The sequence below is a fragment of the Halomonas sp. H5 genome, assembly GCF_050613175.1.
GTDB lineage: Bacteria > Pseudomonadota > Gammaproteobacteria > Pseudomonadales > Halomonadaceae > Bisbaumannia > Bisbaumannia salifodinae.
In genome coordinates this window covers 3,373,409-3,389,536 of the sequence record NZ_CP192510.1, presented here as the reverse complement: position 1 = coordinate 3,389,536, position 16,128 = coordinate 3,373,409, and the positions used below count along the sequence as shown (strand labels likewise).

The window sequence follows — 16,128 nt, the reverse complement described above, 5'->3', positions numbered from 1 at the left end:
ATCGGCGAGAGGGACCTCGGTCCGATTCGTCGCGTCGCGAGGCTCGCGCAGTGGCGGGGTTTCGTCCCGGTGGTGAGCGAGCCCCCTGGGTCGAAGGCCGTGCTCTAGGGCAGGCCTTGGCAGGCTCCGGTCGCAGTATTTAGCTGGGGTCGGGGGGAGTGAGGGTATCCATCGGCCAGCGGGGGCGGGCGGCGAAGACGCCGGGTTCGTCGCATTCGCCGGCGAGCAGGCGCTGGGCGCCTACGTAGGCAATCATGGCGCCGTTATCGGTGCAGAAGCGTCCCCGGGGATAGTAGGCCTGGGCGTCGCGCTTGGCGCACTCGCGCTCCAGGCGCTCGCGCAGGCGCACATTGGCGCTGACGCCGCCGGCCACCACCAGGCGCTTGAGGCCGGTCTGGTCCAGGGCGCGGCGGCACTTGATCACCAGGGTGTCCACCACCGCCTCCTCGAAGGCGCGGGCGATATCGGCGCGGGCCTGATCGTCCAGGGTGCCCTCCGCCTCGAAGGCGCGCAAGGTGGTCAGGGTATGGGTCTTGAGGCCGGAGAAGCTGAAATCGAGCCCCGGACGGTCGGTCATGGGCCGCGGGAAACGCAGCCGCTTGGGGTCGCCCTGTTCCGCCAGCTTGGCCACCCGGGGGCCGCCCGGGTAGTCGAGGCCGAGCATCTTGGCGGCCTTGTCGAAGGCCTCGCCGGCGGCGTCGTCCACCGACTCCCCCAGCAGTTGGTAGCGGCCGATGCCCTGCACCTCCACCAGTTGGGTATGGCCGCCGGAGACCAGCAGCGCCACGAAGGGGAAGGCCGGCGGCTCGTCCTCCAGCATGGGCGCCAGCAGGTGGCCCTCCATATGGTGGACGCCGAGCACCGGCCGTTCCAGCGCCAGGGCCAGGCCATGGGCGGTGGCGGCGCCCACCATCAGGGCGCCGGCGAGCCCGGGGCCGGCGGTATAGGCGATGCCCTCCAGGTCGCCCCGGGTGAGGTTTGCCTCGGCGAGCACCTCGTCGATCAGCGGCAGCAGCTTGCGGGTATGGTCCCGGGACGCCAGCTCCGGCACCACGCCGCCGTAGTCGGCATGCATGGCCACCTGGCTGAAGAGGGCATCGGCCAGCAGGCCGTGCTCGGTATCATAGAGGGCGACGCCGGTCTCGTCGCAGGACGTCTCGATCCCCAGTACACGCATGATGGTCAAAGGCTCGCTGGCTCCAAGGAGGGGAGATATTCTACGCACTTGCCCGCGGCGCGTCAGCGTCATTTGCAAAGCCGGGTCACCACGTCTAGAATACTGTGCGCTGTAAGACTGGGTCGTGCACCCGGATTCCCGCTTCCCCACATTTGTCTGCTCACGGTCGTTATCCTCGACCGAGTCGGAGTCTGCGACGGAATCGAGTCCTCAGGGTGTGCGTATCATCCGAACTCATGATCCTAAGGTAGGTGAGTGCTTAATGCCTTCTGTCAAAGTACGTGACAACGAGCCGTTCGACGTGGCACTGCGTCGCTTCAAGCGTTCCTGCGAAAAAGCCGGTGTTCTCTCCGAAGTTCGCCGTCGCGAGCACTACGAGAAGCCGACTGCCGAGCGCAAGCGCAAGGCGGCTGCCGCCGTCAAGCGTCACGCCAAGAAGCTGCAGCGCGAGCGCAAGCGCTTCGAACGGCTGTACTGATCCGTACTGGGGGCGATGAGGGCGCCTGGCGCACATCGTCCCGGAGGGATGCCAAGCGGCCGCCATTCGGTGGCCGTTTGTTTTTGCTGGACGACTTGACCTGCCGGTCTCTCGGGCGACTCAGCCATGGGACAGATTCCCCAACGCTTTATCGATGATCTCCTGGCCCGCGTCGACGTGGTCGAGGTGGTGGGGGAGCGCGTCCAGCTGAAGAAGGCGGGGCGCAACTACAGCGGCCTCTGCCCCTTCCATCAGGAGAAGTCACCGTCGTTCACCGTCAGCCAGGACAAGCAGTTCTATCACTGCTTCGGCTGCGGGGCCCACGGTAACGCCCTGCGTTTCCTGATGGAGTACGACCAGTTGCGCTTCCCCGAGGCGGTGGAGCAGCTGGCCGGCCGGCTGGGCATGGAGGTGCCCCGGGAGGGCGCCGACGATCCTCGGGCCCAGGCCCGGGAGCGCAAGCGCCAGGAGGGCGTCAACCTGCTGGAGCTGGCGGCGAGCTTCTTCCGCGAGCGGCTGAAGATGCCGGAGGCCCGGGCGGCCCGCGGTTACCTGGAGCAGCGCGGCCTGTCGCCGGAGGTTCAGGGCGACTTCGGCATCGGCTATGCCCCGGACGCCTGGGAAGGCCTCAAGCGCCACCTGAGCGAGCGGGGCATTCCCGAGTCGGTGCAGGTCGAATATGGCCTGCTGGTGCATCGCGAGGACAGCGGGCGGACCTACGACCGCTTCCGCGACCGGGTGATCTTCCCGATCCGCGACTTCAAGGGCCGCACCATCGCCTTCGGCGGGCGGGTGCTGGGCGACGCCAAGCCCAAGTACCTCAACTCCCCGGAATCGCCGGTGTTCCACAAGGGGCGCGAGCTCTACGGCCTCTATGAGGCGCGCCAGGCCAATCGCCAACTGGAGCGCCTGGTGATCGTCGAAGGCTACATGGACGTGGTGGCCCTGGCCCAGTTCGGCATCCGCAACGCGGTCGCCACCCTGGGCACCTCCACCAGCGAGGAGCACCTGCAGCGGCTGTTCCGCCTGGTGGGGGAGGTGGTGTTCTGCTTCGACGGCGACCGCGCCGGGCGCCAGGCCGCCAGCCGCGCCCTGGAGACGGTGCTGCCGCTGATGATCGACGGCCGCCAGGCGCGTTTCCTGTTCCTCCCCGAGGGCGAGGACCCGGATACCCTGGTGCGCCGCGAAGGCCCCGAGGCCTTCGAGGATCGCATCACCTGCGCCAGCCCGCTCTCCGAGTTCCTCTTCGAGGAAGCCGGGCGCGGCCGGGACCTGGCCCGGGTGGAGGATCGCGAGCGTTTCGCCACCACGGTGCTCAGGGCCCTGGAGAAGCTCCCCGAGGGGGTGCTCAAGTCGCTGCTGCTGGGCGAGCTGGCCAAGCGCACCGGCGTCGAGGTAGGGCGCTTCCAGGCGCTGATGAAGGCGGCGGAGCCGGCCCCGGCCGAGGCCCCGCCGCCGATGCCCGATGCGCCCCCCGGGGAGTGGGGCGAGCCCGAGCCACCGGCGGCGACGCCGCGGCGCAAGGGCGCGCCGCTGACCCTGCTGGGGCGTGCCCTGCAGTTGCTGGTGCATGAGCCGGCCCTGGTGGCGCGGTTGCCCGAAGAGGGCGGCTGGTGGCCCGCGGATGACCCGGATGCGGCCCTGTGCGGCGAGGTGATTCGCCTGCTGCGGGCCGGCGGTTATCGCAGCGGCCAGGTGCTGCTGGCCCACTTCCATGGGCGCCCCGAGGGGCAGCGCCTGGCGGAACTGGTGCGTCGCGAGCTGCCGATTCCCCGGGAGGTGCGCGGCGAGGAGCTGGAGGGCCTGGTGGCGCATTTTCGTCGCCAGTACCAGCAGCGCTCGCCGCAGAGCGAATTCGAGGCCCTGTTGTCAAAGGAACGAAACGGTGAACGGCTCAGTCGAGAAGAGAAGCAGCGTCTCAATGAGCTGGTGCTGACGCTGAGTCGAGGCCGATAAGGCGGGCGGGGCTTGAAAAGTCGCCGGTCACCTCCATCTAGGGGGCAGCCGGGAATTTCCATCGGGGAAACCGTACAACCTAACACACCTGAACGACGGCGCAAATGGAGCGCTGGCGGATTGGCGGGGTCAGACGCTATACTGTTTGGCTTTATGGATTTTCGACGCCTGAGCGTTCGGGTGCTTCATTCTTCTTCGTCGAGATAGGGTATCTATGGCTGGAAATGCGCAGCAACAGTCGCGTCTGAAGGAGCTGATCGCGCGCGGCAAGGAGCAGGGTTACCTGACCTATGCCGAGGTCAACGATCACCTCCCCGAGGATATCGCCGACCCGGATCAAGTGGAAGACATCATCGGCATGATCAACGACATGGGCATCAGCGTCGTTGAAGTCGCGCCGGATGAAGACACCCTGATGATGTCCGACCACTCCACCGATGAGCATGCGGCGGAAGAGGCCGTGGCCGCGCTGGCTGCCGTGGAAAGCGACGTGGGCCGCACCACCGACCCGGTGCGCATGTATATGCGCGAGATGGGGACCGTGGAACTGCTGACCCGCGAGGGCGAGATCGAGATCGCCAAGCGCATCGAGGAGGGTACCCGCGAGGTGATGTCGGCCCTGGCCTACCTGCCCGGTGCCGTGGAGTCGATCCTCGAGGCCTATGATGCCACCCAGGACGAGGAGGCCCCGGGCCGCCTCTCCGACCTCTTCTCCGGCTTTATCGACCCCGATGAGGGCATCCCCGGCGTGGCCGAGGCGGATGTCCCCGAGGTAGAGGAATCCGCGTCCGTCGACGACGAAGACGAGGACGCCGAGGAAGAAGAGTCTGGCGGTGGCCCGGATCCCGAGGAGGCGCGTGCCCGCTTCGAGCAGATCCGCGAGCAGAACGCCCTGGTCAAGGCCACCGTCGAGAAGCACGGTCACGGCTCCGCCGAGGCCAAGGCCGAGCAGGCCCGCCTGGCCGTGCTGTTCTCGCCGATCAAGCTGGTACCCAAGCACTTCGAGCGCCTGGTGGGCCAGGTGCGCATCAGCGTCGAGCAGGTGCGGGCCCAGGAGAAGGCGATCATGCAGGTGTTCGTCAAGCGCGGCAAGGTGCCCCGCAAGGCGTTCATCAAGTCCTTCCCCGGCAACGAGTCCCGCGCCGGGTGGATGGACGAGTTCCTCGCCGACAATGCCAAGTACGTTGACCGCCTGGAACCCTTCCGCGGCGACGTGCAGCGCGCCCAGCGCAAGATCGCCTTCGAGGAGGACATGGTCCAGCTGCCGGTGGGCGAGCTCAAGGAGGTCAACCGCCGCCTCTCCATCGGCGAGGCCAAGGCCCGGCGCGCCAAGAAGGAGATGGTCGAGGCCAACCTGCGTCTGGTGATCTCCATCGCCAAGAAGTACACCAACCGTGGCCTGCAGTTCCTGGACCTGATCCAGGAGGGCAATATCGGCCTGATGAAGGCGGTGGACAAGTTCGAATACCGTCGCGGCTACAAGTTCTCCACCTACGCCACCTGGTGGATTCGCCAGGCGATCACCCGCTCCATCGCCGACCAGGCGCGCACCATCCGTATCCCGGTGCATATGATCGAGACCATCAACAAGCTCAACCGGGTCTCCCGGCAGATGCTTCAGGAGATGGGCCGCGAGCCGACCCCGGAAGAGCTCGGCGAGCGCCTCGAGATGCCCGAGGACAAGGTGCGCAAGGTGCTGAAGATCGCCAAGGAGCCGATCTCCATGGAGACGCCCATCGGCGACGATGACGACTCCCACCTGGGCGACTTCATCGAGGACGGCACCATGCTGCTGCCCATCGATTCCGCCACCGGCGAGGGGCTGATCGAGGCCACCCGCAACGTCCTCGGCGGCCTCACCGCCCGCGAGGCCAAGGTGCTGCGCATGCGCTTCGGCATCGACATGAACACCGACCACACCCTCGAGGAGGTCGGCAAGCAGTTCGACGTGACCCGCGAGCGGATCCGTCAGATCGAGGCCAAGGCGCTGCGCAAGCTGCGTCACCCGTCCCGTTCCGAGCCGCTGCGCTCCTTCCTGGACGAGTAAGGCGGCTCACCCCGCCAACAGAAAACGCCCGCGGCCTTGGCCGCGGGCGTTTTCGTTGGTGCCCATTACTGCGAAGGGGCTCAGGACCGAGTGCGGCGCCAGTGGCGGGCCAGGACCACCAGCTCGATCATGGCGATCAGGATCAGCCCGTAGCCGAACAGCTCCACCACCTCCTCGGCGGCGTCCTTGAAGGTGCGCAGGTACTGCTCCTGGAGGATCGCCTCCCAGAAGTCGCTGCGGCCGTAGAGTCGCGAGAAGACATAGGTGGTCAGGAAGCCGGCGGCGAACAGGCCGAAGGAGAGGCTGTTGGCATAGCCGGCCAATTCCTCGGCGAAGTCGCGACGCCGATAAATGACCCAGGCGAGGCTGGGCAGCATCACCACGGCCGCCAGCAACTGCCAGGCGCCGTCGAAGACATAGGTATCGAGCCAGTAGTCCTGCTCGCGGATAAAGGAGCCGAAGGTGAAGGCGAACAGCAGCAGGGTGACATTGGGCAGGATGCCCAGCCCCTGGCGGGCGTAGAGCAGCAGCAGGGAGGCGATAAGCAGCAGGCTCCCCTGGGCCAGCTCGGTGAAGCCGCGCTCGGTGAAGCGCCACTCGGGCAGGTGGCTGGCCTCCCAGAAGGCGCCCTGGGCGAGCAGGGCCACCAGCAGCAGGTAGAGGAAGGCGCGCAGGGCCAGGGGCGGCAAGCGGTAGGGGGATGGCGTGGGCATGGCTCGATCCATCGATGCAAAACCTGAATTATACCTGCGCGGCGACCATTTGGGCAGGCGAGGTCACTCGCCGCGCCCACGCCGGGCCTCCTCGACCAGCCAGTCATGCACCGCCGCCACCCGGCGGTCGTCCAGGGCCCCCGGCGCGTAGACGATACCGTACTGCTTGCCGGTGGCGACCCGTTCGGCGAAAGGGGCGATCAGGGCGCCGCGCTTGAGCTCGTCGGTGATCAGGGTGCGCCGGGCGATGGCCACCCCCATGCCGGCGATGGCCGCTTCCATGGTCAGCTGGTTGCGGTTGAAGGTATAGCCGCGGTGCACATTGACATGGGGGGCGGCGATGGCCTCCAGGTAGTGCTCCCACTCCGCATAGTCGTGGCTGCCGCGCCAGGCGGTGACGTCATGCAGCAGCGGATAGTAGGCCAGGTCCTCGGGGCGCCGCAGCGGCGGCTTGCCGCGCAGCAGCGCCGGCGCGCAGACCGGGAAGATCACCTCGTCCATCAGCGCCGTGATGGAAAAGCCCGGGTAGTGGCCGTCGTTGAGGTCGAGGGCCAGGTCGAAGTCGCCGTCGCGCAGCGAGATATTGCTGTCCTCGGCGATCACCTGTACCTCGATATCCGGGAAGCGCGCCTGCAGCCGGGGCAGGCGCGGCATCAGCCACTTGGCCAGGAAGGAGGGCACGCTGCGCAGGCGCAGGATGCCGCTCATCACCCCCGAGCGCAGCCGGCGTACCTCCTGGCCCACCGCCTGGTAGGCCTCGTCCACCACCGCCGCCAGGCGCCGCCCCTCGTCGGTCAGCTCCAGGCGCCGTGGCAGGCGGCGGAACAGCTTGAAGCCCAGGCGCTCCTCCAGTTGCTTGATCTGCTGGCTCACCGCCCCGGTGGTCACGTGCAGCTCCTCGGCGGCGCGGGTAAAGGAGAGGTGATGGGCGCTGACCGCGAAGACCTTCAGCCAGGCATGGGTCTGGGCATTGAGGTGTCGGCTCATGATTGAGTTTTACTAAATCCAGGAGAAGATATTTTCGATTGTCTCGCGATTCCATCCCCATGAACATAGCGTAAACACCTCGACGAGGTGGCCCATAATGTCCGATGCTTTAGTTAGATTGATGTGTCGTGACGAGATTGTCTGAATGGCGACGCCCGACGTCGTCCGGGGGTAAGCGAGATGTCCATCAGTGTGTTCGACCTCTTCAAGATCGGCGTGGGGCCGTCCAGCTCGCATACCGTGGGGCCCATGCGCGCCGCCTACGACTTCGTCGAGAGCCTGCGCGCCCAGGACCTGCTGGAGCGGGTGGCCCGGGTCGAGGTGCAGCTGTACGGCTCGCTTTCCGCCACCGGCATCGGCCACGGCACCGACCGGGCGGTGATCATGGGGCTGATGGGCGAGCGTCCCGACCGCATCGACCCCAAGATCATCTCGCCCTGCATCGAGGAGCTGCTGGAGTCCCAGAGCCTGCTGCTGGACGGTCGCCTGGCGATCCCCTTCCTGTGGCCCCGCGACATGCAGCTGCTGGAAGAGAACCTGCCCCATCACCCCAACGCCATGCGCCTGATCGCCCACGGCCATAGCGACGAACTCTACCGCAACACCTACTACTCGGTGGGCGGCGGTTTCGTGATCGACGAGGCCCAGGCCCAGCAGGGCGACCTGGATACCGACACCACCTCGCTGCCCTACGACTTCAACTCCGCCGCCGAGCTGATGGCGCTGTGCCGCATGCACGACATGCGCATCAGCGAACTGATGCTCGAGAACGAGAAGGCCTGGCGCAGCGAGCAGGAGATCCGCGACGGCCTGTGGACCATCTGGCAGGCGATGTGTGACTGCATCGATACTGGCTTCGCCCACGAGGGCGTGCTGCCCGGCGGGCTCAACGTCAAGCGCCGCGCCGCCGCCCTGCATCGCCGCCTGGTGGCCGTGGAGGGCAGCCACAGCCTGATCGCCTCCACCTTCTCCGCCATGGACTGGGTCAATGTCTTCGCCCTGGCGGTGAACGAGGAGAACGCCGCCGGCGGGCGCATGGTCACCGCGCCCACCAATGGCGCCGCGGGGATCATCCCGGCGGTGCTCAGCTACTACATGAAGTTCCAGCCCGGCGCCAGCGAGCGCGACGTGGTGGACTTCCTGCTGGCCGCCGGCGCGGTGGGCATCCTGTGCAAGAAGAACGCCTCCATCTCCGGCGCCGAGGTGGGCTGCCAGGGCGAGGTGGGCTCCGCCTGCGCCATGGCCGCCGCCGGCCTGGCCGAGGTGATGGGCGGCTCGGTGGGCCAGGTGGAGAACGCCGCCGAGATCGGCCTGGAGCACAACCTGGGGCTGACCTGTGACCCGGTCGGCGGACTGGTGCAGGTGCCTTGCATCGAGCGCAACGCCATCGCCTCGGTGAAGGCGATCAACGCCGCCCAGATGGCCCTGCGCGGCGACGGCGAACACTTTATCTCCCTGGACAAGGCGATCCGCACCATGCGCGACACCGGTCGCGATATGCAGGACAAGTACAAGGAGACCTCCCGCGGCGGTCTCGCGGTCAACGCCATCGAATGCTGATGTAACAGTTTCTCTCTCGTATCAACCCTTTGGGCGCCTCTCTCGGGCGCCTTTTTTTTGGTTCTTCGCACTCTGGCGTGAATGCCGCCGTGGGAGCGCGGCGGTCCGGCGCTCCGGTTCCGCGCGATATCGCCCGAAGGGCGACTGGCTGCCACCAAGGGCGACTTCGTCGCCCAATCGTTCGGCATAGCCAAACTCCCACGATAGCAAGCCGGAATCATCCATGTCGTGGCTTCACGCTGATCTGCGATAAACCTTTTTTGTTGGTTGCCTGAGCATCAGGCAGCCCAGAGGGAGTCCTTCGGCCTCCAATCGCTCGGCGGAGCCGAGCTCCCACGGTAGGCCTGGTGACCACGGGTTTTGTGGGAGCGCAGATTCTGCGCGATATCGCCCGAAGGGCGATCAAGGCGCCTGGCGGCGCCAATCGCTCGGCGGAGCCGAGCTCCCACGCGAGGCTTGGTGGCCGCTGGGGTTGTGGGAGCGCGGATTCCGCGCGATTGGGCGACGGAGTCGCCCTGGCGATATCGCCCGAAGGGCGGGGCTCTACACCCTTGGTCGAGTTCAACGTTTCGGCGGTTGATGGGGCGGGGTAATATGCTCTAGCTTACGTTAACGTAAAGTGATGGCGCCCTCCGCCGTCGCTCGCCAACAACAACAAGAGCCGGGCATGCCAGTGCCCAGAGGACACCCTATGACCCAGGAGTTCATCCTCGAGACCCGGGGGTTGACCAAGGAGTTTCGCGGTTTCACCGCCGTGGACGGCGTCGATCTCAAGGTCAGGGAGGGGCATATCCATGCCCTGATCGGCCCCAATGGCGCCGGCAAGACCACCGTCTTCAACCTGCTCACCAAGTTCCTGCCGCCCACCCGCGGCGAGATCCTCTACCGGGGCGAGGCGATCACCGCCATGAAGGCCAACCAGATCGCCCGGCTGGGCCTGGTGCGCTCCTTCCAGATCTCCGCGGTGTTCGGCCATATGACCGCCCTGGAGAACGTGCGCGTCGCCCTGCAGCGGCCCATCGGCACTTCCTTCCATTTCTGGAAATCGGCGAAGAGCCTCGATCACCTCAACGCCCGCGCCCTGGAGCTGCTCGATGAGGTGGGCCTGGTGGAGTACGCCGATGTGCTCACCGTGGAGATGCCCTACGGGCGCAAGCGCGCCCTGGAGGTGGCCACCACCCTGGCCCTGGAGCCGACCCTGATGCTGCTCGATGAGCCCACCCAGGGCATGGGCGCCGAGGACGTGGACCGCATCGTCGAGCTGATTCGCCGCGTCGCCAAGGGCCGCACCGTGCTGATGGTGGAGCACAACCTCAGCGTGGTCAGCCGCCTCTGCGATCGCATCACCGTGCTGGCCCGGGGCGCCGTGCTGGCCGAGGGCGACTACGCCACGGTCTCCGCCGACCCGCGGGTACGCGAGGCCTATATGGGCAGCGAAGCCGAAGAGGAGGTCAGCGCATGACACCGCTTGCCGAGAACCTGGAGAGCGCCGGCGACCGGGGCCATCACCCGGAGCGAGCCGCCGAGGAGGGCAATCCATGACACAGCTTGCCGAAACCCTGGAGACCTCGGGCTACCGCGATCATGACGGCGCGGAGATGCTCAGGATCAGCGACCTGCACGCCTTCTACGGCGAGTCGCATATCCTCCACGGCGTCGACCTGGACGTGAAGCGCGGCGAGCTGGTGACCCTGCTGGGCCGCAACGGCGCCGGGCGCAGCACCACCCTCAAGGCGATCATGAGCCTGGTGGGGCGGCGCACCGGCTCCATCGTCATCAACGGCACCGAGACCCTGGCCTTGAAGCCCCACCGCATCCCGCGCCTGGGGGTCGGCTACTGCCCGGAGGAGCGCGGCATCTTCGCCAGCCTCGACGTGGAGGAGAACCTGCTGCTGCCGCCCACGGTGCGCTCCGGGGGCATGAGCCTCGACGAGATCTACCAGATGTTCCCCAACCTCTACGAGCGGCGCCGCAGCCAGGGCACCCGCCTCTCCGGCGGCGAGCAGCAGATGCTGGCCATGGCGCGCATCCTGCGCACCGGCGCCCGGTTGCTGCTGCTCGACGAGATCACCGAGGGCCTGGCCCCGGTCATCAACCAGGCCCTGGCCGAGGTGCTGCTCAAGCTCAAGGCCCGCGGCATGACCATCGTGCTGGTGGAGCAGAACTTCCGCTTCGCCGCGCCCCTGGCCGACCGCCACTTCGTGATGGAGCACGGTCGCATCATCGAGGAGATCGGCGCCGCCGAACTACCCGGCCGCCGCGACCACCTCAACCGCCTGTTGGGGGTCTGACCCCCGTCTTATCCGACCAACAACAATAACGGGCCCAGGCCCATGGAGAATTGCATGACCCTAACCAAGAAGTGCCTCGCCAGCAGCATCGCCCTCGCCACCGCCCTGGCCGCCGGCGGCGCCCAGGCCGAGATCAGCGACGACGCCGTGCGCATCGGCTACCTGGCGGACATGTCCGGCACCTACCGCGACCTGGCCGGCCCCGGCGGCCTGGCCGCCCTGGAGATGGCGGTGGAGGATTTCGGCGGCAGCGTGGGCGGCACGCCCATCGAGATCTTCAGCGCCGACGACCGCAACAGCGCCGACGTGGGCGCCAACACCGTGCGCGAGTGGGTCGACCAGCGCAACGTCGACATGGTGGCGGGCATGGTCGCCTCCTCGGTGACCATCGCCGTGACCCAGGTGCTGGAGCAGCACGACAAGCTGGGCCTGGTCTCCGGCTCCGCCGCCTCCAGCATCACCGACGAGCACTGCACCCCCAACCATATCCACTGGGTCTACGACACCTACCCGCTGGCCAACGGCACCGCCCGGGCGGTGGTCGACCAGGGCGGCAGCGACTGGTTCATGCTGACCGCCGACTACGCCTTCGGCCACGCCCTGGAGGGCGACGTGGAGAAGGTGGTCACCGAGAACGGCGGTAACATCGTCGGCCGGGTGCGCCACCCCTTCCCGACCAGCGACTTCTCCTCCTATATCCTCCAGGCCCAGGGCTCCGGGGCGCAGATCGTCGGCCTGGCCAATGCCGGCGCCGACACCGTCAACGCCATCAACACCGCCAGCCAGTTCGGCCTGACCCAGAGCGGCCAGCAGCTCGCCGGCCTGCTGGTGTTCCTCAACGACGTCCATGCCATGGGCCTGGACGCCACCCAGGGCCTGCTGCTGACCACCGGCTGGTACTGGAACATGGATGACCAGGCCCGCGCGTGGTCCGAGCGCTACTACGAGCGGGTCGGGCGCATGCCGACCATGGTCCAGGCGGGCATCTACTCCAGCACCATGCACTACCTCAACGCCGTGGAGGCCACCGGCAGCGACGACACCGCCACTGTCCGCGAGCACATGATGTCGCAGCCGATCCACGACTTCTTCGCCCGCAACGGCCATATCCGCGCCGACGGCCGCATGGTCCACGACATGTACCTGGCCCAGGTGAAGACCCCGCAGCAGTCCGAGGGCGAGTGGGACCTCTACCATATCCTCGCCACCATCCCCGCCGATCAGGCCTATCGCCCGCTGGCCGAGAGCCAGTGCGACCTGGTGCAGAACTGACCACCGGCCCGGCGGCCCCGGCGGGGCCGCCGCCTTCCCGCTGGCGAGGAGATTCCTACCATGACGATGATATTCGGGGTGCCCCTGGCGGTATTCACGGGGCAGCTGCTGCTGGGGCTGATCAACGGCGCCTTCTACGCCCTGCTCAGCCTGGGCCTGGCGGTGATCTTCGGCCTGCTGAAGATCGTCAACTTCGCCCATGGCGCCCAGTACATGCTGGGCGCCTTCGTCGCCCTGCTGGCCTCCCGCTACCTGGGGCTCGACTACTGGCTGGCGCTGCTGCTGGTGCCGCTGGTGGTGGGCGGCTTCGGCATGCTGATCGAGCGGCTGCTGCTGCGCCGCATCGCCCATCTCGACCACCTCTACGGGCTGCTGCTGACCTTCGGCCTGGCGCTGATCTTCGAGGGCGCCCTGATCAACCTGTTCGGCGTCTCCGGGGCCAGCTACCCGATTCCCGAGGCGCTGCAGGGCGGCGTCAACCTGGGCTTCATGTTCCTGCCCATCTACCGCGGCTGGGTGCTGGTGGCGGCCCTGGCGGTGTGCCTGTTCACCTGGTTCATGATCGAGCGCACCCGCCTCGGCGCCTATCTGCGCGCCGGCACCGAGAACCCGGCGCTGATGCAGGCCTTCGGCGTCAACGTGCCGCTGCTGATCACCCTCACCTACGGCTTCGGCGTGGCGCTGGCCGCCTTCGCCGGGGTGCTGGCCGCGCCCCTCTACCCGGTGTCGCCGACCATGGGCTCGAGCCTGCTGATCGTGGTCTTCGCGGTGGTGGTGATCGGCGGCATGGGCTCCATCCTCGGCGCCGTGCTCACCGGCCTGGCCATGGGCCTGATCGAGGGGCTCACCAAGGTCTATTACCCCGAGGCCGCCAACACCGTGATCTTCCTGGTGATGATCCTGGTGCTGCTGCTGCGCCCCGCGGGACTCTTCGGTAAGGAGGCATGATGGACACCACCCAGACCCTTTCCCCCACCCGGCAGCGCCAGCGCCGCGCCCAGTGGCGCCGCCAGGCCCTGACCCTGGCGCTGCTGGCCGTGGGCCTCGCGGCCCCCTTCGTCGCCTACCCGGTGTTCCTGATGAAGGTGCTGTGCTTCGCGCTCTTCGCCTGCGCCTTCAACCTGCTGCTCGGTTATGCGGGGCTGCTCTCCTTCGGCCACGCCGCCTTCCTGGCCACCGGCGGCTATGTCACCGGCTACCTGCTGGCCAGCTATCCGGGGCTGACCCCGGAGCTCGGCATCCTCACCGGCACCGCCGCCGCCGTGGCGCTGGGGGCGCTGTTCGGGGTGCTGTCGATCCGCCGCCAGGGCATCTACTTCGCCATGGTGACCCTGGCCCTGGCCCAGCTGATGTTCTTCGTCTTCGTGCAGTCGCCCTTCACCGGCGGCGAGGACGGCCTGCACGGCGTGCCCCGGGGCGAGCTGTTCGGGCTGATCAGCCTCAACAGCAACCTGGCCATGTACTACTTCGTCTTCGCGGTCTTTTTGATCGGCTTCGCGATCATCCAGCGCGCCGTGCACTCACCCTTCGGCCAGGTGCTCAAGGCGATCCGCGAGAACGAGCCCCGGGCCGTCTCCCTAGGCTACAACGTCGATGCCTACAAGCTGCTAGCCTTCGTGCTCTCCGCCGGCCTCGCGGGCCTGGCCGGCTCCACCAAGACGCTGGTCTTCCAGCTCGCCTCCCTGACCGACGCCCACTGGCACATGTCCGGCGAGGTGATCCTGATGACCCTGCTGGGCGGCGTCGGCACCCTGTTCGGCCCCCTGGTCGGCGCCGGCCTGGTGGTCAGCCTCCAGCACCTGCTCGCCCAATCGCCACTCGGCAACTGGGTCAGCGTCATCCTCGGCCTGATCTTCGTCGTCTGCGTCCTCAGCTTCCGCAGCGGCATCGTCGGCGAAATCCTCAAGTCCTACCGCAAGAACTTCAAGTAAGCCCCCATGCCTCAACCTTGGCGCCCCCAGGGCGCCTTTTTTCTGCCACCACCACCGGCCTTTGGGATCGCCACTGGTCCTGGGGGGCTGCTGGTTTCTGTGAGAAGGACTCTGGTTTTGTGGGAGCGCGGATTCCGCGCGATATCGCCCGAAGGGCGATCCTGATGGCCACCAAGGCGGCAATCGGCACCATCAACTGCTGTTGGAGCCGCCTTCAGCCGGTGATTGACCCGCAGGCCGCCAGGCAATGGCCACCAGCCTTGGGGAAAAACCACCACCCCCTACCAATCTCCAACCCTTTCCCATCACCCCAACCTTTGCATCCCTGCCACCCCTTGATTACTCTGAATTACTAAGGCCGCTGAGAGGGTCAGAAACGACAACACGCACGCAGGGACTACCGCATGGATGGCGACCGCCATCATAAGACGCAGGGTAGGGGCGGTAGCGTGCCTGGGGCCCCTTGACCACCTCCCCAGCCAGACACCCTGGATGATTGAAACCGGAAAAAGCAGCAGGCGCGCGAATTCTGCATATGACGCCAAGCTATAATTAGCTGTATTGTAAATCAGTGAGTTAGATTCTAGCGGTGGGCTACATTTGTTGGAAAAACGTGCCGGCACGTTGATCCAATCATAGAGCGCGCCGTCTAATACCTGTTATGTGCTTAAGGAGAAGCAAATTGAACATAAGGGATTTACCCTTTGGGGTTACTGACTGGTCTGAAGTTGAGAAGACCGAACACACAGGGGAACAGGGAGCTGCTTATTGGCAGACCCGTACTTTCGGCGATATACGGGTTCGTATGGTCGAGTACAGCCCCGGCTATCTGGCTGATCATTGGTGCGCCAAAGGGCACATCCTGCTCTGCCTGGAAGGCGAGCTCCACACTGAGTTAAAGGACGGGCGTTGCTTTGTTCTCCAGCCGGGTTCTAGCTATCAGGTGGCGGACAACGCTGAGCTTCATCGGTCCTCGACCGAGCGGGGCGCAAAGCTCTTCGTCGTGGATTGAAAATCACATAACCAGGCCATGCACCGGATGCCATAACCTGCGCTTCGCTCCGGTTCTGTCACCGGTGATGGCGGGCGTTAGGCATTGATTCACATGGCAGAGCACTATCTCTCTACAGTAATAACGAGCGCCGTGGTCGCTACCATCGCTGGCGCCTTAATCAATGCATGGTTGGAAAGTCGCCGGGAGAGACATTCCACGCGCTTCGAAGCTTTGTCGGCAGCTGTGACTCTGGAGGGTTACGCAATCACTTGTGCCGAAGCAATATCCCACAACGATATAGCCGAGCAATCTTTGGGACACGCCGGCGCTTTCATGGGTAGTGTGCCAGAGTTTCCGACTATATCGGTGCCCGCAGGATTTCTAAAACCAGAGAAAGCGAAGGTTGCAGATAAATTAATGGTATTTCCACAAGAAATTCGTCAAGCCGATCAATGGGTAGGATTACAGTGGGATTTCACCGCAGAAGTCGAAGCCGTTCGCGAGGCGGCGGTAGAGCAATCCGCGCAAATGGGATTATCAGCGATAGAACTAGCTTCAAATATTCGAAAAGCTTTTAACCTACCCGAGCGAAAATTGATCTTTGGTGTATTCGACGTAGAGAAAACGCTCCGGAAAGCTCTTCGAGAGGTGCAGGACAATGCCTAACCATGCCAGTCACGGCGACGTCTACTACATTGCGGCTTCGCCTCCATTTCGTAGCC

General features: G+C 66.1%; 14 protein-coding genes. 11 read left to right on the top strand and 3 right to left on the bottom strand.

Annotated elements, in window-relative coordinates; translation table 11 throughout:
- Positions 1 to 139: 139 nt before the first annotated feature.
- Positions 140 to 1,177, bottom strand: coding sequence for a tRNA (adenosine(37)-N6)-threonylcarbamoyltransferase complex transferase subunit TsaD (gene tsaD, locus ACQ1W9_RS15560; RefSeq protein ID WP_431024191.1), 1,038 nt, complete (start codon positions 1,175 to 1,177; stop codon positions 140 to 142).
- A gap of 262 nt (positions 1,178 to 1,439) precedes the next feature.
- On the opposite strand from tsaD, the gene rpsU reads away from it, so the two are divergent.
- The 3 genes from rpsU to rpoD all read left to right on the top strand — a co-directional run bounded on the left by rpsU (position 1,440) and on the right by rpoD (position 5,658).
- Positions 1,440 to 1,655: a 30S ribosomal protein S21 gene (gene rpsU, locus ACQ1W9_RS15555; protein ID WP_016416934.1), complete on the top strand. Its 216-nt coding sequence runs from the start codon at positions 1,440 to 1,442 to the stop codon at positions 1,653 to 1,655.
- A gap of 126 nt (positions 1,656 to 1,781) precedes the next feature.
- Positions 1,782 to 3,611 (top strand): DNA primase, encoded by a 1,830-nt coding sequence (gene dnaG, locus ACQ1W9_RS15550; RefSeq protein WP_431024190.1) that lies wholly within the window; start codon positions 1,782 to 1,784, stop codon positions 3,609 to 3,611.
- A 214-nt stretch (positions 3,612 to 3,825) separates the two neighbouring features.
- The gene (gene rpoD, locus ACQ1W9_RS15545; RefSeq protein ID WP_431024189.1) at positions 3,826 to 5,658 is read left to right on the top strand and encodes an RNA polymerase sigma factor RpoD; all 1,833 of its coding nucleotides are present in this window, start codon (positions 3,826 to 3,828) and stop codon (positions 5,656 to 5,658) included.
- Positions 5,659 to 5,738: 80 nt separating this feature from the next.
- On the opposite strand, the gene ACQ1W9_RS15540 is transcribed toward rpoD, so the two are convergent.
- Together ACQ1W9_RS15540 and ACQ1W9_RS15535 are read right to left on the bottom strand one after the other, a co-directional pair.
- Positions 5,739 to 6,371: a hypothetical protein gene (locus ACQ1W9_RS15540; protein WP_431024188.1), complete on the bottom strand. Its 633-nt coding sequence runs from the start codon at positions 6,369 to 6,371 to the stop codon at positions 5,739 to 5,741.
- A 63-nt stretch (positions 6,372 to 6,434) separates the two neighbouring features.
- Positions 6,435 to 7,358, bottom strand: coding sequence for a LysR substrate-binding domain-containing protein (locus ACQ1W9_RS15535; protein WP_431024187.1), 924 nt, complete (start codon positions 7,356 to 7,358; stop codon positions 6,435 to 6,437).
- Between the two features lie 180 nt (positions 7,359 to 7,538).
- Between ACQ1W9_RS15535 and ACQ1W9_RS15530 the strand changes: the two genes are divergently transcribed.
- The 8 genes from ACQ1W9_RS15530 (at position 7,539) to ACQ1W9_RS15495 (ending at position 16,072) form a co-directional block, all read left to right on the top strand.
- Positions 7,539 to 8,918 carry an L-serine ammonia-lyase gene (locus tag ACQ1W9_RS15530; protein ID WP_431024186.1) on the top strand — a complete coding sequence of 460 codons (1,380 nt, stop codon included), beginning with the start codon at positions 7,539 to 7,541 and terminating at the stop codon, positions 8,916 to 8,918.
- A gap of 691 nt (positions 8,919 to 9,609) precedes the next feature.
- Positions 9,610 to 10,380, top strand: coding sequence for an ABC transporter ATP-binding protein (locus tag ACQ1W9_RS15525; protein WP_431024185.1), 771 nt, complete (start codon positions 9,610 to 9,612; stop codon positions 10,378 to 10,380).
- Between the two features lie 76 nt (positions 10,381 to 10,456).
- Complete coding sequence (locus tag ACQ1W9_RS15520; protein WP_431024184.1) at positions 10,457 to 11,209, top strand: ABC transporter ATP-binding protein; 753 nt, start codon at positions 10,457 to 10,459, stop codon at positions 11,207 to 11,209.
- Positions 11,210 to 11,263: 54 nt separating this feature from the next.
- Entirely contained in the window at positions 11,264 to 12,481 is a 1,218-nt protein-coding gene (locus tag ACQ1W9_RS15515) for an ABC transporter substrate-binding protein (RefSeq protein WP_431024183.1), read from the top strand.
- Positions 12,482 to 12,541: 60 nt separating this feature from the next.
- Complete coding sequence (locus ACQ1W9_RS15510; RefSeq protein ID WP_431024182.1) at positions 12,542 to 13,429, top strand: branched-chain amino acid ABC transporter permease; 888 nt, start codon at positions 12,542 to 12,544, stop codon at positions 13,427 to 13,429.
- Entirely contained in the window at positions 13,429 to 14,412 is a 984-nt protein-coding gene (locus ACQ1W9_RS15505; protein ID WP_198056979.1) for a branched-chain amino acid ABC transporter permease, read from the top strand. The genes ACQ1W9_RS15510 and ACQ1W9_RS15505 overlap by 1 nt, the downstream gene beginning before the upstream one ends.
- A gap of 682 nt (positions 14,413 to 15,094) precedes the next feature.
- The gene (locus tag ACQ1W9_RS15500; protein ID WP_431024181.1) at positions 15,095 to 15,424 is read left to right on the top strand and encodes a DHCW motif cupin fold protein; all 330 of its coding nucleotides are present in this window, start codon (positions 15,095 to 15,097) and stop codon (positions 15,422 to 15,424) included.
- Positions 15,425 to 15,517: 93 nt separating this feature from the next.
- Positions 15,518 to 16,072 carry a hypothetical protein gene (locus tag ACQ1W9_RS15495; protein WP_431024180.1) on the top strand — a complete coding sequence of 185 codons (555 nt, stop codon included), beginning with the start codon at positions 15,518 to 15,520 and terminating at the stop codon, positions 16,070 to 16,072.
- The last annotated feature ends 56 nt before the right edge of the window (positions 16,073 to 16,128 follow it).